Here is a 23,390-nt window from a genome sequence, read left to right as displayed (position 1 = left end):
ACTATCAACCTTCAATATATTATCATTACCAATTTCAACTGTCAACTAATATCTTTAAAAAGCCCGAAGAGATGCTAAAAACACACCTCTTCGGTACTTATTTTAATGATTATTCAGCAGAAACTAAGTCTTCTGTGTCAAGCTCATCTTTTTCAATACGGATTTGACGGTAACGTTGCATACCAGTACCTGCAGGAACAAGTTTACCGATAATTACGTTTTCCTTCAGACCAAGAAGTTCATCACGTTTTCCTTTAATAGCAGCATCCGTTAACACACGAGTTGTTTCTTGGAATGATGCAGCGGATAAGAATGATTCTGTTTCAAGAGAAGCTTTTGTAATACCTAGAATTACAGGGCGGCAAGTTGCAGGGTTTTTGCCATTCATAACAGCGTCTACGTTTGCCTCTGTGAATTGGTGAATATCTAGTAATGAACCTGGTAATAATTCAGTGTCACCAGCTTCGATTACACGAACTTTACGAAGCATTTGGCGAACCATTACCTCGATATGTTTGTCTCCAATTTCTACCCCTTGCATACGGTATACTTTTTGTACTTCTTTTAGTAAATATTCTTGAACTGTTGAAACGTCTTTTACTTTTAATAATTGTTTTGGATCGATAGAACCCTCTGTTAAAACTTGACCACGTTCTACTGTGTCACCTTCGACAACTTTTAGACGTGCATTATAAGGTGCTTGATATTTACGAGTTTCTACGTCACCTTGAATTGTAATTTCTTTTAGACCTTCACGGATTTCAGTGATATCCGAAACAGTACCAGTAATTTCTGAAATAACAGATTGACCTTTTGGATTACGTGCTTCGAAGATCTCTTGGATACGTGGAAGACCTTGTGTAATATCGTCACCGGCAACCCCACCAGTATGGAATGTACGCATTGTTAACTGTGTACCTGGTTCACCGATTGATTGAGCCGCAATGATACCCACTGCTTCCCCAACTTCAACCTTTTCACCTGTTGCCAAGTTCATGCCGTAACATTTTTTACATACACCATGTTTTGTATTACATGTGAATGCTGAACGGATTGTTACTTCCTCGATACCAACCTCAATAACTGTACGAGCGATATCTTGATCGATTAAGCCATCTTTTTCTAAGATCACTTCACCTGTTTCTGGATGCACGATTGTTTTCTTCGTATGACGACCGATAATACGTTCATCTAACGCTTCAATTAACTCTGTGCCTTCCATTAACGCACCGATTGTTAAACCTCGGTCAGTTCCACAGTCATCCTCACGAACAATTACATCTTGTGCAACGTCAACAAGACGACGTGTTAAGTAACCTGAATCGGCAGTTTTTAGGGCTGTATCGGCAAGACCTTTACGAGCACCGTGAGTTGAGATGAAGTACTCTAATACCGTTAAACCTTCACGGAATGAAGATTTAATTGGAAGTTCAATGATACGACCAGCCGGGTTGGCCATCAGACCACGCATACCAGCTAACTGTGTAAAGTTAGATGCGTTACCACGGGCACCTGAGTCAGACATCATAAAGATTGGGTTTGTTTTCTCAAGAGACTTCATTAGCTTAGATTGAATTTCATCTTTCGCAGCACTCCAGCTTGAGATAACGCGATCATAACGCTCATCTTCAGTGATGAAACCACGACGGAATTGCGCTTGAACTTTATCTACTTTTTCTTGAGCTTCCGCTAAAATTTCACCTTTGTCTGGTAATACGACGATGTCAGATACACCTACAGTGATACCAGCGCGTGTTGAATATTTGAATCCTAGGTTCTTCATACGGTCAAGCATTTTAGATGTTTCAGTAATGTGGAAACGTTTAAATACTTCAGCAATGATATTACCTAAGAATTTTTTACGGAATGGATTTACAACTGGAACTGATGCAAAGTGTTTGCGCAGTACAGCTGTGCGTTGTGCTTCAACTTTACCTTTTTCATCAAGACCATTATAAGTAGCATCTGCTTCAAGCTCTTTTAACGTTTCTTCATCAATTGTTAAGTTAACAAAGTATTTGTCAGGTGTTTCTTGTTCTAAGTTGAATGCAGTTGGCTCATTAATATATGGGAATGATTTAGGTAAAATTTCGTTAAAGATTACTTTACCAACAGTCGTTAATAGGAACATATTATTTTGTTCCTCAGTAAATGTTGGGTTATTTAACGAACTTGCTTTAATCGCAATACGAGTATGCAAATGAACATGACCTGTATCATATGCAATTAATACTTCGTTTGGACCATAGAAAGCTGTTCCTTCACCGCGAGCTGCTTCACGTTCAAGTGTTAAGTAGTAGTTCCCTAATACCATATCTTGAGATGGTGTTACAACCGGTTTACCGTCTTTCGGGTTCAGGATGTTTTGTGCAGCAAGCATTAGAAGACGAGCCTCTGCTTGCGCTTCCGCTGATAATGGTACGTGAACCGCCATTTGGTCACCATCGAAGTCAGCGTTGTAAGCTGTACATACTAATGGGTGAAGACGAATAGCACGACCTTCAACTAATGTTGGTTCAAACGCTTGAATACCAAGACGGTGAAGCGTTGGTGCACGGTTTAGTAATACTGGATGCTCACGAATTACATCTTCTAAAACGTCCCATACATCGTTGTTTAAACGCTCGATTTTACGTTTAGCAGATTTAATATTATGTGCAAGACCACGTTCTACTAACTCTTTCATCACGAAAGGCTTGAATAATTCAATTGCCATTTCTTTTGGTAGACCACATTGGTACATTTTTAAGTTTGGACCTACTACGATAACCGAACGACCAGAGTAGTCAACACGTTTACCAAGTAAGTTTTGGCGGAAACGACCTTGTTTACCTTTCAGCATATGTGAAAGTGATTTTAATGGACGGTTACCAGGACCTGTTACAGGACGACCACGACGACCGTTATCGATTAATGCATCAACAGCTTCTTGTAACATACGTTTTTCGTTTTGTACGATGATACTTGGAGCACCAAGGTCTAGTAAACGTTTTAAACGGTTATTACGGTTGATGACACGGCGATATAAATCGTTTAAGTCAGAAGTTGCGAAACGGCCACCATCTAATTGCACCATCGGACGAAGCTCTGGTGGAATAACCGGTAGTACATCTAAAATCATCCATTCAGGAGAGTTCCCTGAGTTACGGAATGATTCAACAACTTCAAGACGTTTAATGGCACGTGTACGACGTTGACCTTGCGCTGATTTCAACTCTTCTTTTAAAGATTGAGTTTCATCTTCAAGATCAATTTTGCCTAATAATTTTTTAATTGCTTCTGCACCCATAGATGCTTCGAATGTGTTACCGAATTTTTCGCGATATGCGCGGTACTCTTTTTCAGAAAGTAGTTGTTTACTTTCTAAGTTTGTAGCACCTGGTTCGATTACAACGTATGAAGCAAAGTAAATTACTTCTTCTAATGCACGTGGGGACATATCTAAAATAAGACCCATACGGCTAGGAATACCTTTGAAGTACCAGATATGAGATACTGGTGCCGCTAATTCGATGTGGCCCATACGTTCACGGCGAACTTTAGCGCGTGTTACTTCTACTCCACAACGATCACAAACTACGCCTTTATAGCGTACACGTTTGTATTTACCACAATGACACTCCCAGTCCTTAGTTGGACCGAAAATACGCTCACAGAATAAACCATCTTTTTCTGGTTTTAAAGTACGATAGTTAATCGTTTCAGGTTTTTTAACTTCACCGTATGACCAAGAACGGATCTTGTCAGGAGAAGCTAAACCAATTTTCATATATTCAAATTCATTAACGTCTATCAAGGAGCCTACCTCCCTCTAGTATAGGTCTTTATAAAGACTCTTTTACGCAGCTCGATAATCGTTTGCAAGAATCATTGCTCTTTAGCAAAAGATTAAAAATAGAATGATTTATTGAAAGAAAAAGTCGGACAGGGCGTTAAATCCTGCCCGACTAATTTGAAAAATAACTTTGACCGTGTTCACAAAGAATGTGAATTAACGTTTTCCATTATTCAAAAGACTCTACTGGCTCTTCTTCTGTATCTTGCTGTGGTGCAATGTTAAGTGCATCAGCTGGTTGAAGATCGTCTTCCTCGTCTAAGTCGCGAAGCTCTACCTCTTCATCATTGACTGTTAGCATCTTCACATCCATACCAAGAGATTGAAGTTCTTTAATCAATACTTTGAATGATTCAGGAACGCCTGGCTCTGGCACACTTTCACCTTTAACGATTGCTTCGTATGTTTTCACACGACCAACAACGTCGTCGGATTTAACTGTTAAGATTTCTTGAAGTGTGTATGCAGCACCGTATGCTTCAAGTGCCCATACCTCCATCTCACCAAAACGTTGTCCACCGAACTGTGCTTTACCACCAAGTGGCTGTTGAGTTACAAGTGAGTAAGGACCAGTTGAACGTGCGTGAAGTTTATCATCAACCATGTGAGCAAGTTTGATCATATACATGACACCTACTGATACACGGTTATCAAATGGTTCACCTGAACGTCCATCATACAGGATTGTTTTACCATCACGGTTCATACCTGCCTCTTCCATCGTTTCCCAAACATCTTCCTCGTTGGCACCATCAAATACTGGAGTTGCCATATGAACGCCTAAGTAACGAGAAGCCATACCTAAGTGTAGCTCTAAAACTTGTCCGATGTTCATACGAGAAGGTACACCAAGTGGGTTTAACATGATATCAACAGGAGTACCGTCTGGCATGAATGGCATATCCTCTTCCGGTAAGATACGAGAGATAACCCCTTTGTTACCATGACGTCCGGCCATTTTGTCCCCTACGCGAATTTTACGTTTTTGAACAATGTAAGCACGAACTAATTGGTTAACACCCGGTGGTAATTCATCGCCATCTTCACGGTTAAATACTTTTACGTCAAGAATAATACCGCCAGCACCATGTGGTACACGTAATGAAGTATCACGAACTTCACGAGCTTTTTCACCGAAGATAGCATGTAATAAGCGTTCTTCAGCTGTTAATTCTGTAACCCCTTTAGGTGTTACTTTACCTACAAGAATGTCACCGTCACGTACTTCCGCACCAACACGAATGATACCACGTTCATCTAAGTTACGAAGTGCATCTTCCCCGACGTTTGGAATATCACGAGTGATTTCTTCAGGTCCTAATTTTGTATCACGAGACTCTGATTCATATTCTTCAATATGAACAGATGTATAGACATCGTCTTTTACAAGGCGTTCGCTCATGATAACAGCATCCTCATAGTTAAAGCCGTTCCAAGTCATGAACGCAACAAGTACGTTACGACCAAGAGCAAGTTCACCATTTTCCATAGATGGACCGTCTGCTAAAATGTCACGAGGTTTCACACGTTCGCCAACTTTTACAAGTGGACGTTGGTTGTATGAAGTACCTTGGTTAGAACGAATGAATTTTTGTAATTTATATTTTGTTAAATCGCCTTTAACCTCTTTACCGTCAACGACTTCAATACGGCGAACATGGATAGAGCGAGCTTCAACATGCTCAACAATACCGTCATATTTCGCTACTACAGCCGCACCTGAGTCACGCGCATCAACATGTTCCATACCAGTACCAACAAATGGTGCTTCTGGGTTAAGAAGAGGAACTGCTTGACGTTGCATGTTGGCACCCATAAGTGCACGGTTCGAGTCATCGTTTTCTAAGAACGGGATACATGCAGTCGCAGCTGACACTACTTGTTTAGGAGATACATCCATGTAGTCCATTTGCGATTTATTAAATACTGTATTATCCCCACGGAAACGACCTACTACTTCGTCTTTAGCGAATGTGCCATCAGGATTTAATAGTGAGTTCGCTTGTGCTACATAGTAGTTATCTTCTTCATCAGCTGTTAAGTAATCAATTTGATCCGTTACTTTACCTGTCTCATGGTCAATACGACGATAAGGTGTTTCAATGAATCCGAATTTATTTACTTTGGCAAATGAAGATAATGAGTTGATTAACCCAATGTTTGGACCCTCTGGTGTCTCGATTGGACACATACGACCATAGTGAGAATAGTGAACGTCACGTACTTCGAAACCAGCACGCTCACGTGTTAAACCACCAGGTCCTAACGCAGATAGACGACGCTTATGCGTTAACTCTGCCAATGGGTTTGTTTGGTCCATGAATTGTGATAATTGAGAACTACCAAAGAACTCTTTAATTGACGCAATTACTGGACGGATATTAATTAATTGCTGAGGTACGATAGCAGCTGTATCGTTAATAGACATACGCTCACGTACTACACGTTCCATACGGGATAAACCGATACGGAATTGATTTTGTAAAAGCTCACCAACAGAGCGTAGACGACGGTTACCTAAGTGGTCGATATCATCCGTTGCCCCTACTTGGTAAAGCAAGTTGAAGAAATAACTTACTGAAGATAATACGTCAGCAGGCGTAATATTCTTCACTTCTTCATCGATGTACGCATTACCAATAATATTGATTTCTTTTTGCGCTTCATCTTTTGGTGCATAAATTTTAATAGATTGGATTGTTACATCATCCTCAAGCACTCCACCTACTTGTGATAAAGTGCGGTAACCGATTCCTTTTGATGAATCTTCTAGATACGGTAAGATTTTATCTAAAGTACGGCGGTCAAGAACTGTACCCTTCTCTACTAAAATTTCGCCTGTTTCTGGGTCTACAAGCGTTTCAGCAATCGTTTGGTTAAATAAACGATTTTTGATATGAAGCTTTTTATTCATTTTGTAGCGACCAACATTCGCTAAATCATAGCGTTTTGCATCGAAGAAACGAGAGTATAATAAACTCTTCGCACTTTCAACTGTTGGTGGCTCACCTGGACGTAAACGTTCATAGATTTCTAAAAGTGCTTTTTCAGTACTTTCAGAGTTATCTTTTTCTAACGTATTACGTAAATATTCGTTGTCACCGATAATATCGATAATTTCTTGGTCTGAACCGAAGCCTAATGCACGAAGTAACACTGTTACTGGTAGCTTACGAGTACGGTCAATACGCACATATACTACATCTTTTGCATCAGTTTCATACTCTAACCATGCACCACGGTTAGGAATAACTGTCGCTCCGAAACCTTTCTTACCGTTTTTATCAGTTTTATCATGGAAATACACACTTGGTGAACGGACTAATTGTGAAACGATAACACGTTCAGCACCATTGATAATGAACGTACCTGTCTCTGTCATTAATGGGAAGTCACCCATGAAGACATCCTGTTCCTTCACTTCGTCTGTTTCTTTGTTGTAAAGACGTACTTTCACACGTAATGGAGCCGCGTAAGTAACATCTCGCTCTTTACATTCATCTACATCATACTTAGGATCTCCTAATGAATAATCGATGAATTCTAATGAAAGATTACCTGTAAAGTCCTCGATCGGCGAAATGTCACGGAACATTTCACGTAAACCTTCTTCAAGGAACCACTCGTAAGACGCCGTTTGAATCTCAATCAGATTTGGAAGCTCAAGCACCTCGTTAATACGCGCAAAGCTTCTACGCTGGCGGTGTTGTCCATACTGAACTAGTTGACCTGTCAACTCATTCACCCCTCAATAAAGCGATATTAGGTCTTTGCAAAATCATACAAATAGTGTATGATTTCGAAAGACAAAAAGAAAACGAGTCTTCAAAAAGATCTCATTTTCGGTTAACTAAACTTATCTTGGCAAGTATACCCACATTATAACAATCATATACAAAAAGGGCATACGACCTCAAAATAATATTTTTGCATTGTATCATATTATCATAGCCGATTTGTCAAGTCAATAAATTATGCATATTTCACTTATTTTTTCGCACGTACTATCCAGTACCCTTTTTTCTTCTCCACAACATCGACTTCAGAAAATTTTTCTTCTAGGTAACTTACCGTTGATGGTGCACCTTGCTTCTTCTGTATGACTACCCACAGCTCACCAGATGACACTAACTTATCATAAGCTCCGTCGTAAAAGCGGAAAATTGTTTCCTTTCCTGCGCGAATTGGAGGATTGGTTAAAATAGCTGCGGCGTTTACATCATTGCCAACCTTCGATAGTCCGTCACTCACAAATATCCGTACATTTTGAACTCCGTTTACTTGCGCATTTTTTTGTGAGAGTGCAACAGCACGTTCATTGATATCCATCATAAAAACGGTACGGTCTGGGTTTGTTTTAGCAATCGATAATCCGATCGGTCCGTACCCACACCCCACATCAAAAATCGCACCATCAATATCAGGCATTTGAAAAGCATCTATTAAAACACGGGATCCAAAATCTACTTCGCTTTTACTAAATACACCTGCATCCGTTTCAAAGGAAAACGTATGCCCTAACAACTTGAATGTCCAGTGACGAGGTTTGCTCTCAGTTTGAGGCTTATTCGTATAATAGTGATCTGACATTTCCACGCCTCCTCAGAATGAAGAAAAAAGCTCGCCACAATGACGAGCTTTCCTTTTGTTTAAAAGTAATGCGAGATTACTTAACTTCTACAGATGCGCCAACTTCTTCAAGTTTAGCTTTGATTTGTTCAGCTTCATCTTTAGAAACGCCTTCTTTAAGAGCTTTAGGAGCGTTATCTACAACTTCTTTAGCTTCTTTAAGACCTAAACCAGTGATTTCACGAACCACTTTGATTACTTTGATTTTTTCAGCACCAGCAGATGCTAATACTACGTCAAACTCAGTTTTTTCTTCAGCAGCGCCAGCAGCAGCACCTACTACTGCTACAGGAGCAGCAGCTGTTACACCGAATTCTTCTTCGATAGCTTTTACTAAATCGTTTAATTCAAGAACTGTCATAGCTTTGATAGCTTCTAAGATTTGCTCTTTATTCATTATAATTTCCTCCTAATTGGATAATGTTTTTATTGTTGCGGTCATGCCGCGGAAGTTAAAGTGCGTACGAAATTACGCGCCTTGTTCTTCTTTTTGGTCTGCAACAGCTTTTGTTGCAAGTGCGAAGTTGCGCACTGGAGCTTGAAGTACAGATAAAAGCATAGATAGAAGACCTTCGCGTGATGGAAGTTCTGCAAGTGCTTTAACATCTTCAACAGAAGAGATTGTACCTTCAATAATACCTGCTTTAATTTCTAAAGCTTCATTTTTCTTAGCGAACTCGTTGATGATTTTAGCAGGAGCTACAACATCTTCATTTGAGAACGCAATTGCGTTAGGACCAACTAATACATCGTTGATTCCTTCAAGGCCAACAGCTTCAGTAGCACGACGTGTTAAAGTGTTTTTGTAAACTTTGAACTCAACACCAGCTTCACGAAGTTGTTTACGAAGCTCAGTTACTTGTGCAACGTTAAGACCACGGTAATCCACAACTACTACAGAAGCAGCGTTTTGGAATTTCTCAGTAATCTCTTGAACTTGTACTTGTTTGTTTTCGATTGCTTTGCTCATGATGACACCTCCTATTAGAATGGGTCATTTATACCGACAAAAGAAAAGCCCCTGGGTCAAAATAGACACAGAGGCTGAAAGTCATCATCTTTAAATAAGAATCCGAATTCCGATGTCCTCGGTAGGATCATTAAGTGACAAGTCACTCCTACTGTCTACGGTACAAATGGATGATTCACAACAGCAATCATCTTATCATAGATAGACGACGCCGTCAACAGATTTATATAAAAACGTTAATTATTTTACTACTACGCTTGAAGCATCAACTTTAATAGCTGGACCCATTGTAGTTGTAACGTTTACAGATTTCATGTAAGTACCTTTAGCTGCAGCAGGTTTTGCTTTTTGCACTACATCAAATACAGCTAAGAAGTTTTCTACTAATTTTTCTGTAGAGAATGAAGCTTTCCCGATAGGAGCGTGGATGATACCAGCTTTATCAGCACGGTATTCTACTTTACCAGCTTTGATTTCACCGATAGCTTTTGTTACATCGAAAGTAACTGTACCAGTTTTAGGGTTTGGCATTAAACCTTTAGGTCCTAATACACGACCAAGTTTACCAACTTCACCCATCATGTCAGGAGTTGCAACGATTACATCGAAATCGAACCAACCTTGTTGGATTTTTTGGATGTATTCTGCATCGCCTACATAGTCAGCACCAGCTGCTTCAGCTTCTTTAAGTTTTTCACCTTTAGCGAATACTAATACGCGTTGAGTTTTACCAGTACCGTTTGGTAGCACTACTGCACCACGGATTTGTTGGTCATTTTTACGAGTATCGATTCCTAAACGGAAAGCAACTTCTACAGTAGCGTCGAAGTTCACTGTGCTAGTTTTTTGAGCAAGTTCGATTGCTTCTTGCGCACCGTATACTGCGTTACGGTCGATTAATTTTGCTGCATCTTGCAGTTTTTTACCTTTTTTAGCCATTATATAATTCCTCCTTGATTGTGGTTATAGCGGATTTTACCTCCCACGAATAAAGGTTGCGCGTTCACAAAGAAACTCCGCAACCTTCCAAAAAACAAATACATCATCAAGTAACTGGGATTAGTCTTCGATAACAATACCCATGCTTCGTGCAGTACCTTCAACCATTAACATTGCAGCTTCTACTGAAGCAGCGTTAAGGTCTGGCATTTTAGTTTCAGCGATTTCGCGAACTTTATCACGTTTAACCGTTGCCACTTTTTTACGATTTGGTTCACCAGATCCAGATTGGATACCAGCTGCTACTTTAAGTAGAACTGCTGCCGGCGGAGTTTTTGTAATGAAAGTGAATGAACGGTCCTCAAATACTGAAATTTCAACTGGAATAATAAGACCAGCTTGGTCTGCAGTACGAGCGTTGAATTCTTTACAGAATCCCATGATGTTCACACCTGCTTGACCTAATGCAGGACCAACTGGTGGAGCTGGGTTTGCTTTACCTGCAGGGATTTGAAGTTTAACAACTTTAATAACTTTTTTAGCCACGAGACACACCTCCTTAAGTCCGTGATGTGGTAATTGGGTTGCCCCTCCCACTCAATATCTGTCTGTCAGCTAAGTGCCGATAACATTAAAATTATCATAGCAGACGTCAAACCAAAGTATGACAGTCTGACCTTTGAAATGATACCACTTTTAATTTTTTTAAGCAAGTAGTAATTAACAAATTCTGCGACATACGTCTTAGACATATGACACTTTAGTTACTAGAACTATAATTTTTGTACTTGCTCAAAATCTAGTTCCATAATTGTTTCGCGACCAAACATATCGACAGAAACTTTTAGCTTACCTTTTTCAGCGTCAATCTCTTCAACGCGTCCTTGGAAGTGCGCAAAAGGTCCTTCCAATACTTCTACTGCTTCTCCAACAGAAATATCAATTTCGACAACTTTGTCAGTCATACCCATTTGTTGTAGTAGACGGTCCGCTTCTTCAGGTAATAAAGGTGTCGGCTTCGCACCGCCACCAGATGAACCGATAAAGCCAGTTACACCTGGTGTATTACGTACAACATACCATGAATCATCCGTCATAATTAGCTCTACTAAAACGTAACCAGGGAAAACTTTACGCATCATTGTACGCTTTTTCCCATCCTTCATTTCTGTTTCTTCGTGTTCAGGCACAATAACACGGAAAATCTTATCCTGCATACCCATTGTTTCTACACGTTTCTCTAGGTTTGCTTTTACACGGTTTTCATACCCTGAATACGTATGAACAACATACCAATTTTTCTCCATAACTACTAGGACTCCTCGTCCGTCCCTCCCTTACAAATAAAAGTGAAAACGAATCACGATATGCTAAACGCAACCTTTACTCTTTTCACAAACTGCTCATTAGAAAAACATAGCTTTCGCATTGCTAGCGAAAGCCTGATGATATATACCAAATCTAGCATAGTCATCTATCGCTACCCTCATACTATCCCTAGTAGCATATTTATCACATTGAGAATATTTTACTGCTGTTCGTTTCTTCAATTTCTCCTTGGCGTAATTGTGTCATTGAATTACGCTCGACAATTCATTCCTTTTAAAAACCGCGACACCCGCCGGAGGCTTTACCTTCATTCTGACTGAAGATAAAGCAAACGAAAAAACCCGTTTATTGTAATGACGGGCTATTTCAGAAGTATTAACATGCTATTTACTAAATTATAGATCTAAGTACCAGCGGAATAATGATGAAATACCTAAGTCTGCTAACACAAAAAATAAAGCCATAATTACAACAGTTGAAATTACAACGACTGTATATTTCGTCAGTTCTTTACTTTTTGGCCAGCTTGTTTTGCGCATTTCCGACATTACATTACTGAAAAAGCCTTTAATCTTACCCATTCTAGCCTAACCTCCGAATCAATCATATCTGTCTATTTACAAATTATTTTATAGCGTTTGTTTATGCACTGTATGTTCATTGCAATGCGAGCAAAATTTCTTTAATTCGAGGCGTACAGTTGAATCTTCCTTAGCTGGAAACGTATAATTTCTCGATCCGCATTTTTCGCAATTTAGAACGACTTTTTTTGCCATTTTATCACCTTTTCGGCACTTTGTCTTTTCAAGACTAACACCTATATTTGTCAATGTCAATAAAGGCATAAAACCACTAAGACATTTCTTCAAGAACTAAATGTCGCTCTAATTTACGCTTTACTCGCTGCAATGCATTGTCAATAGACTTCACATGACGATTTAATTTCTCAGAAATTTCATGATAAGACTGTCCATCTAAGTATAGAGCTAACACTTGTAGCTCTAATTCACTTAAAATCTCACCCATCTTTTCTTCTAAGTAGCCAAACTCTTCTCTATGAATCATTAATTCTTCCGGATCATCCATAATAGCGCCGGTTAATACATCCATTAATGTACGGTCTGACTCTTCATCAAAAATAGGCTTGTCCAAAGAAACATAAGAATTTAGTGGTATATGCTTCTGTCTTGTAGCTGTTTTAATAGCCGTAATAATCTGTCTTGTAATACACAGTTCAGCAAAAGCTCGAAAAGAAGCAAGCTTATCTCCCTTAAAATCACGAATAGCTTTATACAAACCAATCATGCCCTCTTGGACAATGTCTTCCTTATCTGCACCAATTAAAAAATAAGATCTAGCCTTTGCTCTCACTAACAAACGGTATTTCGTAATTAAAAAATCCAACGCATCTGTATTACCTTGATGCACCATTTCAATAAGTTCTTCATCATTGAATCGTTCAAAATCTTGTGTCACTTGTACAATACTATTTTTAAACATGGTATCACCTCAGCTACAACAGATAATTAGGAACAGTATAACGGAATTGGAAAATATGCGTCAATCAATCATTTCAAACCACGCCGCCATTTTTCAAAGGCCAAAGCAACATCGGGCCTTAGCTCTATGCGAGAAGGCGGCTTGCTATCTTGCTTTCGTTTCACATCATGAGAAATTTTATGCTGGATAATACCCAGATCAATTTCTAGCTCTCTTGCCGATTTTCGAAGAGCACCGTTACCAAAAATAACATTTTGCTCTGCCATATCAGAGGTTGCTACGTGAATCTGCACATTTCTAGCTTTTAGTTCGTGCGTCATTTTTTCAATACGTTCATCTGCTGTTTCGTTTTTCCGTGTATAAATGACTTCAACATCATTTTCTAAATAAGTTTGCTCGACACCCGGTACAAGATGTGCGTCAAAAACTATAATTACGCGCCACCCCATAGCTGCTTTATACTCAGCCATAAGCTCAATTAATCTTTTACGGGCATCTTCAAAATTAGTATCACGTAATGGTCGTAGCTCTTTCCAAGCTCCTATCATATTATAACCGTCAACAAGCAAAATGTTGTTCATCGTCAATCATTCGCTTCTTGACGTTTACGATACACTTCGTACATTAAAATTGCAGCAGCTACTGATGCATTTAGTGATGTGACATGTCCAACCATTGGTAAATGATATAAAAAGTCACATTTCTCTTTTAATAAGCGGCCCATTCCTTTACCTTCACTACCAATAATAATCGCAAGTGGCAATGTGGCATCCATTTTACGATAGTCTGCAGAACCTTTTGCATCTGTACCCGCAATCCATACCCCTCGTTCTTTCAGCTCATCAACCGTCTGTGCTAGGTTATTAACACGCACTACAGGCACATGTTCAATTGCTCCAGTTGATGCCTTTGCCACTACAGCTGTCAAACTCACAGAACGGCGCTTTGGAATAATAATACCATGTGCACCAATCGCATCAGCAGTTCGCATAATAGAACCTAGATTATGCGGGTCCTCCAACTCATCTAAAATTAAGAAGAACGGATCTTCTTGTTTTTTTGCTGCCGCAGCAAATAAATCCTCTAGCTCTGCATATTTATATGCTGCAACAGAGGCAACTATTCCTTGGTGATTGGCACTCGATAATTGATCTACCTTTTTTTTCGGAACAAACTGAACGATGACTCCACGTTCTCGTGCTAAATCGAGCAGTTCATTAACCCCCGATTTTTTCACACCTTCTGCAATCCATACTTTATTCATATCGCGGCCTGAACGAAGTGCTTCTAACACTGGGTTTTTACCGGCAATAATTTCACCATTTTGCTCTGCCATTAATTTGACACTCCTTTCGATTCCTCGATTATTTGAATAGCGTATGCAATGATTGCATAAACGCGTTCTAATTCATTTAATAAATATAAACTACCAAGCACAGCTTCAAAGCCTGAGCTATTACGGTATGTTTGAACATCCGTATTTTTTGGCACAGAGCCGGATTTGGCATTGCGTCCACGACGGAACACAGCCAACTCCTCCTCTGTTAAAAATCCTTCATCCATCATTCGATGTACGATCATAGATTGTGCTTTCGCTGATACGTAACGTGTCGCTTCTCTATGAAGTGTGTTGGGTTTGACACGGCCAGCACGTAATAAATGCTCTCGTATCTTTTGTTCTAAAACTGCGTCTCCCATATAGGCCAACGCTAATGCATTCAATTGCTTAACATCTTCGTTGCGGAGTTTATCCAAGTTACTTACCCTCGTTTCCATCTAGTTCCTTGTCGCGTATCTTCTAAAATGATACCTTGCGCTTGCAAATGGTCACGAATTTCATCCGAACGAGCAAAATCACGATTTTTACGTGCTTCTACACGCTCCTGTAAAAGTGCTTCAATTTCTTCGTCTAATAGCTCTTCTTCTTTTGCAAATTCAATACCTAAGACGTCACCTAGCACCTCAAAAGTTTCAGCAAAGCTTACTAATACTTTTTCATCAGTATTTGTTTCATTTAGATAAATATTTGCGATACGCGCTAATTCAAATAATACAGAAATGGCATTGGCTGTATTAAAGTCATCATCCATTGCTTCTTCAAAATAAGCTTTTTGTTCAGCAATTTTTTCAAGCCATTCTTCTGAGTGATTACCTAAGCTCGCAGTTGCTGTTAAACGGTGTTTCACATTGTTATAGGCTGTATGAATTCGTTCTAAACCATTTGCTGCTGCATCTACTAAATCCTTCGCAAAATTAATCGGATGACGATAATGCACAGAAAGCATAAAGAAGCGTAAAACTTGTGGGTCAATTTGTTTACGAATATCATTGACGAGTATAAAATTACCAAGTGATTTGGACATTTTTTCATTATCAATATTAATATACCCATTGTGCATCCAATAACGAGCAAATGCTTTATCATTATGAGCTTCTGATTGTGCAATTTCATTTTCATGATGCGGGAATGTTAAATCTTGCCCACCCGCATGAATGTCAATAGTATCACCTAAATGCTCACGTGCCATTACAGAGCATTCAATATGCCAACCTGGGCGCCCTTTTCCCCAAGGACTTTCCCAGTAAATTTCACCCGGCTTCACAGCTTTCCATAGAGCAAAATCTAACGCATCATCTTTTTTCTCGCCCGCTTCTATACGAGCACCAATTTTTAAATCATCCACCGATTGATGAGACAATTTACCGTAACCATTGAATTTGCGAGTTCGATAATAAACATCACCAGCTGACTCATAAGCATAGCCTTTATCGATTAAAACTTGAATAAATTGAATGATATCATCCATATGCTCTGTCACGCGTGGATGCACATCCGCTTTCTTGCAGCCTAACGCTGTAACATCTTCAAAATATGCAGCTATGAAGCGTTCCGTTAATTCATGAACTTCTTCTCCTAGTTCATTTGCAGTCTTTATAATTTTGTCGTCCACATCTGTGAAATTTGAAACAAATTTCACATCGTAGCCTTTGTATTGAAAATAACGTCGCACTGTATCGTAGACAATTACAGGTCGTGAATTCCCAATATGAATATAGTTATAAACTGTCGGGCCACAAACGTACATTTTTACTTTGCCTTCCTCCAGCGGTACGAAAGTTTCCTTTTGTCGTGTTAATGAGTTGAAAATTTGAATACTCATTGTGTTTCTCTCTCCTTTTGTAAGCGTTCGATTTCCTGATTCAATGTTGCAATCTGCTTCTCGAAAGCTTGACAACGTTCTTCTACAGGGTCAGGTATATTTTGGTGGTCTAGTTTTTTCTCTAGACGGACTCCATCCTTAATCACTATTTTACCAGGAATACCGACAACTGTTGCATTTGGCGGTACTTCTTTTAAGACTACTGAGCCTGCACCAATTTTACTATTTTCGCCAATTGTAATAGAACCTAAAACTTTTGCACCTGTTGCAACTAGTACATTATCCTCCAATGTCGGATGGCGTTTTCCCTTTTCTTTCCCTGTACCACCTAACGTTACACCTTGATACAACGTTACATTATCACCAATCTCACATGTTTCACCAATAACAACGCCCATCCCATGGTCAATAAAGAAACGTCGACCGATTTTCGCTCCAGGATGAATTTCAATTCCAGTAAAGAAGCGACTAATTTGTGAAATAGTACGGGCTATAAAATAAAAACGTTTCTTAAAGAACCAATGAGCAACTCGATGTGCCCAAGTAGCGTGCAAACCTGAGTATGTTAATATAACTTCAAATACACTACGCGCTGCCGGGTCATTCTCAAAAATCGTTTCTACATCTTCCTTCATTCTTTTAAACACAAAAGCTCCCCCTTTTCATGTTGATCTACCTTGATCCTATCAAGTACCGGTCTTTGAAATACTATTGCGGACGTTGATTTCACCGCAGAGTTATTCGAGTAGAATTTGACATATGTCAGGAAAATAAAAAGCGCCCCTATCATCCCCAAAAAGGAATGACAGAGACGCTAAATTTGCGCGGTTCCACTCTGATTGAAGGCCAACACCTTCCACTCTGGACGTTCTGTAACGGGAACGAATCGACAAAGCCTACTATTTGTTCAGCTTTATGCTCAAAGGTGCATTTCAGTTTTACCTAGGCTCAGACCACTTTCAGCCGGTGATGGTCCTCTCTTTAGAGCATGCGCCACTTACTTCTCCTTATCAACGCTTTCTCAATGTAAATACATTTTACAACGAACTATCAAATTGTCAATCAATTTCTACTTATTGCGCAAATTTTTCTACACGGTCAATTGTTTTCTGTTTGCCAATTAGGCAAATTGCGTTCGGAAGTTCTGGGCCATGCGTTTCACCCGTCGTTACAACGCGAATTGGCATAAATAGATTTTTACCTTTATGACCTGTTTCTTTTTGAACAGCTTTAATAGCCGCTTTGACAGTATCAGGTGTCAATTCCTCTAAACCTTCAAGCTGTGCTTTAAATGCAGTCATTACCTCAGGTACCTGCTCACCAGCTAAAACTGCTTTTGCTTCTTCATCATATTCAATATGATCGTTAAAGAATAGGCGAGATAGTTCTACAATTTCAGCACCAAAGCTCATTTGATCATGATAAAGTGCAATTAAATCTGTAGCCCATGCACGTTCTTCTTCTGTTAGCTCTTCTGGTAATAAACCAGCTTTTTGTAAGTGTGGTAAAGATAATGCCACTACTTCTTCTAAAGATAATTTTTTAATATATTGGTTATTCATCCAAGTAAGCTTTTGTTTATCAAACATAGATGGTGATTTTGAAAGACGTTTTTCATCAAAGATTTTAATAAAGTCTTCTTTTGAGAAAATCTCTTCTTCCCCTTCAGGAGACCAACCAAGTAATGCGAAGAAGTTGAACATCGCTTCAGGTAAGTAACCTAAATCTTTATATTGTGTGACGAATTGAATAATGGATTCATCACGTTTTGATAATTTTTTACGATTTTCATTAATGATTAATGTCATATGACCAAAGCGTGGATATTCCCAGCCGAATGCATCAAAAATCATCATTTGTTTTGGTGTATTCGATAAATGCTCTTCACCACGGAATACATGAGAAATTTCCATAAAGTGATCATCTAGCACTACCGCATAGTTATATGTCGGAATACCGTTTGCTTTAACAAGTACCCAGTCGCCAACATCTTTCGACTCAAATGCTACTTGTCCACGTACTAAATCTTCAAATTCATATGTTACATTTTCAGGTACGCGCATACGAATTGTAAATGGTTCACCAGCAGCTTCTTTAGCAGCCACTTCTTCTGCTGATAAATGACGACAAGTACCGTCATAAGTTGGAGCTGCTACACCTCGTGCTTTTTGTTCTTCACGAGACGCTTCTAATTTCTCAGAAGAACAGAAGCATTTGTAAGCTAAACCTTGCTCTAGTAGTTTTTCAGCGTGCTCTTTATAAATATCAAGACGTTCCATTTGACGATAAGGTGCATATGGTCCACCGATATCGATTGACTCATCATATTCAATACCTAACCATTTTAAGTTATCTAGCTGAGATGCTTCTCCGCCCTCTACATTACGCTCAATATCTGTATCCTCAATACGTACGATAAATTTACCGTTATGATGTTTTGCATATAAATAGTTAAATAACGCTGTACGCGCTCCACCGATATGTAAGAAACCAGTAGGGGAAGGCGCGTAACGAACACGAACTTCTTTCGCCATAATTAAAAGCCTCCTAAATTTTCGATCAAAAAATTGACTTTGTTCATTTTACCACTCTGTTACAGGAAATAAAAGCATCGAGAGCTTGCTTTTATTTCTTCATCAATAGGATTGTCGCCATCGCAGCAATCCCTTCCTCGCGACCTGTAAAACCTAAACGCTCCGTTGTTGTTGCTTTAACATTCACCTGAGAAGGCTCTGCATGAAGCAATTCAGCAATACGATTTTGCATTTGTTCAATATAAGGCGCCATTTTTGGACGTTGTGCCATAATCGTACAATCCACATTACCTAGAACATAGCCTTTATCCTCAACAATCTTCCAAATATGCTCTAATAATTTCGCTGAATCTGCATCCTTGAATGCTGGATCTGTATCTGGAAAATGACGACCGATATCTCCCTCACCAATAGCCCCTAGCGCTGCATCTGTTACAGTGTGTAATAAAACATCTGCGTCCGAATGCCCTACTAGCCCTTTTTCATGAGGAATTGTGATACCTCCAATAATTAATGGTCGTCCTTCTTCAAATGCATGCACATCAAACCCTTGTCCCACTCGAAACATATGATTTTGAGACTGTCAAATAAGATAAATAAAAAAAGAAAATCCACCAACTGAAGCAGACTTAAAAAGCTTCTATTCAGCTTATAAGGCAGTCTCATTCACCTTCCTTCACTTATATATTTACTCTATATTATACCCTCACATTTTAACATATTTCCTAGGAAATGAGTGTCTCGACAAAGCTTTATAAAATTCGACTTCTAGTTTCCCTCACATTTGTTGTTACGAGGGCGCCGTATTCGTGTCTACTCATCTCCTACCTATAGGGGTGGGAGACTTCCATAGCTGACGCTTCGCTTTCACTACAGGTTAAAATAAAATCCCGTAGAGAAGTTATAGCGCTACTTCTTTACGGGATTTTTTACTTTTCATTCACCTATTGTCTCACTTCAACTACTCGCATTCAAAGCACGTTTACGCAATATCGCTTCACCAAAAACTAAATCTTCTTGCGTTGTCATCTTTACATTTTCGTAGCTACTTTCTACAATATGCACCTCATGACCGAGACGTTCAACAAGCATTGCTTCATCTGTGCCAAGAAAGCCTACCTTCTCCGCGACATCCTCTGCCTCCACAATCAAATCGAATTGAAATGCTTGTGGGGTTTGAATCACCCATAAGCTTTCTCGATCAATTGTCTCTTCAATAACACCATTTCGTACTTTTTTCATCGTATCCTTCGCACGAACACCCGCAATTGCAGCTCCAAAGTCATGCGCACTTTGTACAAGATTCGCAATAATGTCATGCGTAATAAATGGACGTGCAGCATCATGCACAAGCACAATATCAACCTGCTTCATTTCTTTCATGCATGAATACACGGAATGCTGTCGTTCTGCACCACCATCAGGTAAACCTTTAACTTTAGTAATTCCATACTGCTCAAGCATTTCTTGAATAAATACACGCTCTTCTGGCTTTACCGCAAGCCAAATACCTGTACACTGACTATCCTGTTCGAATACCTCCAGTGTGTGGATGAGAATTGGTTTTTCTAAAAGATTTAAAAATAACTTATTTTGTCCTGCACCCATTCGCTTTCCGCTTCCCGCAGCAGGTAATACTACTTCATATTGCACATTTACCACTTCCTAGTCATCCTTTGGTTTAGCAAAAATCATACGACCTGCTGATGTTTGAAGAACACTTGTTACAGTTACTGTAATTGCCTGTCCAATATAGCTACGTCCACCTTCAACAACGATCATTGTGCCATCATCTAAATAAGCAACCCCTTGATTATGCTCTTTCCCATCTTTAATCACCATCACTTGCATATCTTCACCCGGAATAACGACAGGCTTTACTGCATTTGCTAAATCATTAATGTTTAAAACCTTCACTTGGTGTAGCTCGCAAACTTTGTTTAGGTTAAAGTCGTTCGTCACAATTTGTGTATCATTACCCATTTTCTTCGCAAGACGCACTAGCTTTAAATCAACCTCTTGCACATCCTCAAAGTCCTCTTCTGTAATCTCTACCTTCGTCATTCGCTCATCTTGTAATTTTTTTAAAATATCTAAACCACGACGACCTCTTGTACGCTTTAATGTATCCGAAGAATCAGCAATATGTTGGAGCTCAGTAAGGACAAATTGGGGTACAACTAATGTACCTTCGATAAAGCCAGTTTCAGAAATATCTGCGATACGACCATCAATAATAACGCTAGTATCTAACAGTTTATAGCTTCCTCGTGTTTCTTGAGGTTCTACACCTTCCGTTACTTTTTTCTTCGTATTGTTACCACGCAATGTAAATAGCTGGATTAATTCATCTCGCTTTTTAAAGCCTACGCGGAACCCTAAATAGCCTAGTACAAATGACAGTATTATCGGTAAAACCTTTGTGAACTTCGGCAAATCGATACTATCAATTGCAAAGCCTAAGAAATAAGCAACAATTAGTCCGATAATAAGGCCGAGTGTACCAAATAGTAAATCCCCAACAGGTACTTTAAATAACACCTCTTCCATCCAACTAATAAGCCTTACAAAATAATCTGAAAAGGCAAATGATAATGTAAACAGTAAAAGCGCTCCTAAAGATACTGATACATAAGGATTATCAAGCCAAGGATTAGATGATAAATGAAGCAATTCGTATAATGGCGGTAAGAAAACAAGGCCTAATGCTCCTCCAATCAGTAAAAAAGCAATTTGAACAAATTTTTTCATAAACTGTCACCTCCTATTTTTAATATATAATTATACATAGTTTGCTGTAGAAAATCTTTTATGAACCCATCAAAGTATCGTTCATTCCTCTTCTATCGAGACTACTGAAAGAAGAAAAATCAATTGCCAAAATCCTTCATTCTAACTATTCTTTTCACAGACGTTATCTTAGACGCCATTTCCCCTCTTTGAGTTTCCTACCTTCTATCTAGGTATTCCACTCATGCAATTAAAAGTGCATGTCAGAACATTGTCCAACATGCACAAGCTTCTTTATAGCTCTCTAAAGCAAGCATTTAATGCATCCTTTATTGTTTCCACACCAACTATCTCAATACCTTGTGGGAAATCCCATCCACCTATATTCGAGGCTGGTATGAAGGCTCGTTTAAATCCGAGTTTTGCTGCCTCAATCACACGTTGTTCAATACGAGATACACGACGCACCTCACCTGTCAAACCTACTTCACCAATGAAGCAATCCGTTGCCCTGACAGCTTGATCCTTAAAACTTGAAACAATGCTTGTCAACACAGCTAAATCAATTGCGGGCTCATCAAGCTTCACGCCGCCAGCAACTTTAATATAGGCATCCTGGGCTTGTAGCAAGAGGCCCATTCTCTTTTCAAGAACGGCCATAAGCAGTTGCACGCGGTTTTGATCGACACCTGTTGCCATTCGTTTCGGATAATTAAAGCTTGTTGGTGTTACAAGTGATTGAATTTCAACTAGAATCGGTCGTGTACCTTCCATCGAAGCTACGATTGTTGACCCTGCCGCCCCCTGTGAACGCTCCTGTAAGAACAACTCAGATGGGTTTAACACTTCCTTTAAGCCCCCCTGCAGCATTTCAAAGATAGCAATTTCATTCGTAGAGCCAAAACGGTTCTTTTGGCTACGTAAAATACGGTGATTATGATGTCGTTCTCCTTCAAAATACAATACCGTATCAACCATATGCTCCAAAATACGTGGCCCTGCAATTTGCCCTTCTTTTGTTACATGTCCAACTAAAAAAATGGCAATACCCTTTGTTTTTGCTATTCGCATAAGTTCTGCTGTACATTCACGCACTTGTGATACACTACCCGGTGCACTCGTTACCTCCGGATGAAAAACAGTTTGAATAGAATCGACAATAACAAACTTTGGCTGCACATCGTCAATGGTCTGATTTAAAAACTCTAAATTCGTCTCAGAATATATATAAAGCTCCTGGGATACTACTCCTAAACGTTCTGCACGTAGCTTTGTTTGACGGATGGATTCCTCACCAGAAATATAAAGCACACGATGTCCCTTATTCGACAGCAACGCAGATACTTGTAATAATAATGTCGACTTCCCAATCCCAGGGTCTCCCCCAATTAACACAAGAGAACCTGGCACGATGCCTCCACCTAACACACGGTTTAGCTCACCCATTTCTGTTGCAACTCGTGATTCTTCAGTAGCTTCAATCTGCATTATAGGGAGAGCCTTTTGGGTAACTGTAGCAGAATGTTGGAATGCCCCACGCGGCCCTTTTGCAACTACCTCCACCTCTTCAACCATCTTATTCCATTCTCCACACCCTGGACATCTACCCATCCATTTTGCAGATTCATAGCCACAGCCTGAGCATACAAATTTTGTTTTTTTCTTCGCCAAATTGCATCCACCTCGAATATTTGTTCTTATATTTATTATTGTACATAAAAAAAGACAGCTTGGCACTTAAAGCCTTGCTGTCTTTTTCGGGA

21 protein-coding genes and 2 other annotated features are annotated in these 23,390 nt (G+C 39.4%); all 21 genes read right to left on the bottom strand.

Annotation, left to right across the window (positions count from 1 at the left end; genetic code table 11):
• Window positions 1-109 precede the first annotated feature (109 nt).
• The gene (gene rpoC / locus MWJ95_RS18340; RefSeq protein ID WP_283164778.1) at window positions 110-3,796 is read right to left on the bottom strand and encodes a DNA-directed RNA polymerase subunit beta'; all 3,687 of its coding nucleotides are present in this window, start codon (window positions 3,794-3,796) and stop codon (window positions 110-112) included.
• A 208-nt stretch (window positions 3,797-4,004) separates the two neighbouring features.
• Window positions 4,005-7,580, bottom strand: coding sequence for a DNA-directed RNA polymerase subunit beta (rpoB, locus tag MWJ95_RS18335; protein WP_249075412.1), 3,576 nt, complete (start codon window positions 7,578-7,580; stop codon window positions 4,005-4,007).
• 242 nt (window positions 7,581-7,822) lie between these two features.
• Entirely contained in the window at window positions 7,823-8,425 is a 603-nt protein-coding gene (locus MWJ95_RS18330) for a class I SAM-dependent methyltransferase (RefSeq protein ID WP_249075411.1), read from the bottom strand.
• 76 nt (window positions 8,426-8,501) lie between these two features.
• On the bottom strand, window positions 8,502-8,861 hold the full coding sequence (gene rplL / locus MWJ95_RS18325) for a 50S ribosomal protein L7/L12 (protein ID WP_132362671.1): 360 nt from the start codon (window positions 8,859-8,861) through the stop codon (window positions 8,502-8,504).
• 72 nt (window positions 8,862-8,933) lie between these two features.
• Window positions 8,934-9,434, bottom strand: coding sequence for a 50S ribosomal protein L10 (gene rplJ / locus MWJ95_RS18320; RefSeq protein WP_249075410.1), 501 nt, complete (start codon window positions 9,432-9,434; stop codon window positions 8,934-8,936).
• Between the two features lie 32 nt (window positions 9,435-9,466).
• Window positions 9,467-9,613, bottom strand: a sequence feature (ribosomal protein L10 leader region).
• 61 nt (window positions 9,614-9,674) lie between these two features.
• Window positions 9,675-10,373 (bottom strand): 50S ribosomal protein L1, encoded by a 699-nt coding sequence (gene rplA, locus MWJ95_RS18315; protein ID WP_249075409.1) that lies wholly within the window; start codon window positions 10,371-10,373, stop codon window positions 9,675-9,677.
• Between the two features lie 120 nt (window positions 10,374-10,493).
• On the bottom strand, window positions 10,494-10,919 hold the full coding sequence (gene rplK / locus MWJ95_RS18310) for a 50S ribosomal protein L11 (RefSeq protein ID WP_004233593.1): 426 nt from the start codon (window positions 10,917-10,919) through the stop codon (window positions 10,494-10,496).
• A gap of 227 nt (window positions 10,920-11,146) precedes the next feature.
• A complete protein-coding gene (gene nusG / locus MWJ95_RS18305; protein WP_249075408.1) occupies window positions 11,147-11,680 on the bottom strand; it encodes a transcription termination/antitermination protein NusG in 534 nt (177 codons plus the stop codon).
• Between the two features lie 417 nt (window positions 11,681-12,097).
• Window positions 12,098-12,283, bottom strand: coding sequence for a preprotein translocase subunit SecE (gene secE, locus MWJ95_RS18300; RefSeq protein ID WP_249075407.1), 186 nt, complete (start codon window positions 12,281-12,283; stop codon window positions 12,098-12,100).
• 48 nt (window positions 12,284-12,331) lie between these two features.
• The gene (rpmG, locus tag MWJ95_RS18295; protein WP_079562383.1) at window positions 12,332-12,478 is read right to left on the bottom strand and encodes a 50S ribosomal protein L33; all 147 of its coding nucleotides are present in this window, start codon (window positions 12,476-12,478) and stop codon (window positions 12,332-12,334) included.
• 76 nt (window positions 12,479-12,554) lie between these two features.
• A complete protein-coding gene (gene sigH / locus MWJ95_RS18290) occupies window positions 12,555-13,202 on the bottom strand; it encodes an RNA polymerase sporulation sigma factor SigH (RefSeq protein ID WP_249075406.1) in 648 nt (215 codons plus the stop codon).
• A gap of 68 nt (window positions 13,203-13,270) precedes the next feature.
• Window positions 13,271-13,783, bottom strand: coding sequence for an NYN domain-containing protein (locus tag MWJ95_RS18285; RefSeq protein WP_249075405.1), 513 nt, complete (start codon window positions 13,781-13,783; stop codon window positions 13,271-13,273).
• A gap of 2 nt (window positions 13,784-13,785) precedes the next feature.
• Window positions 13,786-14,538: a 23S rRNA (guanosine(2251)-2'-O)-methyltransferase RlmB gene (gene rlmB, locus MWJ95_RS18280; protein ID WP_249106898.1), complete on the bottom strand. Its 753-nt coding sequence runs from the start codon at window positions 14,536-14,538 to the stop codon at window positions 13,786-13,788.
• Window positions 14,538-14,957, bottom strand: coding sequence for a Mini-ribonuclease 3 (locus MWJ95_RS18275; protein ID WP_053482829.1), 420 nt, complete (start codon window positions 14,955-14,957; stop codon window positions 14,538-14,540). Before MWJ95_RS18275 ends, rlmB begins: the two co-directional genes overlap by 1 nt.
• Before the next feature lie 5 nt (window positions 14,958-14,962).
• Window positions 14,963-16,363: a cysteine--tRNA ligase gene (cysS, locus tag MWJ95_RS18270; protein ID WP_249075403.1), complete on the bottom strand. Its 1,401-nt coding sequence runs from the start codon at window positions 16,361-16,363 to the stop codon at window positions 14,963-14,965.
• Complete coding sequence (epsC, locus tag MWJ95_RS18265) at window positions 16,360-17,010, bottom strand: serine O-acetyltransferase EpsC (RefSeq protein ID WP_249075402.1); 651 nt, start codon at window positions 17,008-17,010, stop codon at window positions 16,360-16,362. The genes cysS and epsC overlap by 4 nt, the downstream gene beginning before the upstream one ends.
• A gap of 157 nt (window positions 17,011-17,167) precedes the next feature.
• Window positions 17,168-17,386, bottom strand: a binding site (T-box leader).
• A 50-nt stretch (window positions 17,387-17,436) separates the two neighbouring features.
• Complete coding sequence (gene gltX / locus MWJ95_RS18260) at window positions 17,437-18,897, bottom strand: glutamate--tRNA ligase (RefSeq protein ID WP_249075401.1); 1,461 nt, start codon at window positions 18,895-18,897, stop codon at window positions 17,437-17,439.
• Window positions 18,898-18,988: 91 nt separating this feature from the next.
• Window positions 18,989-19,465 carry a 2-C-methyl-D-erythritol 2,4-cyclodiphosphate synthase gene (gene ispF, locus MWJ95_RS18255; RefSeq protein ID WP_053482833.1) on the bottom strand — a complete coding sequence of 159 codons (477 nt, stop codon included), beginning with the start codon at window positions 19,463-19,465 and terminating at the stop codon, window positions 18,989-18,991.
• Between the two features lie 389 nt (window positions 19,466-19,854).
• Complete coding sequence (gene ispD / locus MWJ95_RS18250) at window positions 19,855-20,550, bottom strand: 2-C-methyl-D-erythritol 4-phosphate cytidylyltransferase (protein ID WP_249106920.1); 696 nt, start codon at window positions 20,548-20,550, stop codon at window positions 19,855-19,857.
• A gap of 12 nt (window positions 20,551-20,562) precedes the next feature.
• The gene (locus MWJ95_RS18245; protein ID WP_249075400.1) at window positions 20,563-21,648 is read right to left on the bottom strand and encodes a PIN/TRAM domain-containing protein; all 1,086 of its coding nucleotides are present in this window, start codon (window positions 21,646-21,648) and stop codon (window positions 20,563-20,565) included.
• A gap of 273 nt (window positions 21,649-21,921) precedes the next feature.
• Window positions 21,922-23,298 (bottom strand): DNA repair protein RadA, encoded by a 1,377-nt coding sequence (gene radA / locus MWJ95_RS18240; RefSeq protein ID WP_249075399.1) that lies wholly within the window; start codon window positions 23,296-23,298, stop codon window positions 21,922-21,924.
• Window positions 23,299-23,390 lie beyond the last annotated feature (92 nt).

Origin of the sequence: Lysinibacillus sp. Bpr_S20 (assembly GCF_023337835.1) — a bacterium.
Taxonomy (GTDB): Bacteria; Bacillota; Bacilli; order Bacillales_A; family Planococcaceae; genus Lysinibacillus.
The sequence above is the reverse complement of the archived record's forward strand: the minus strand, read 5'-3'. Positions and strand labels throughout refer to the sequence as shown.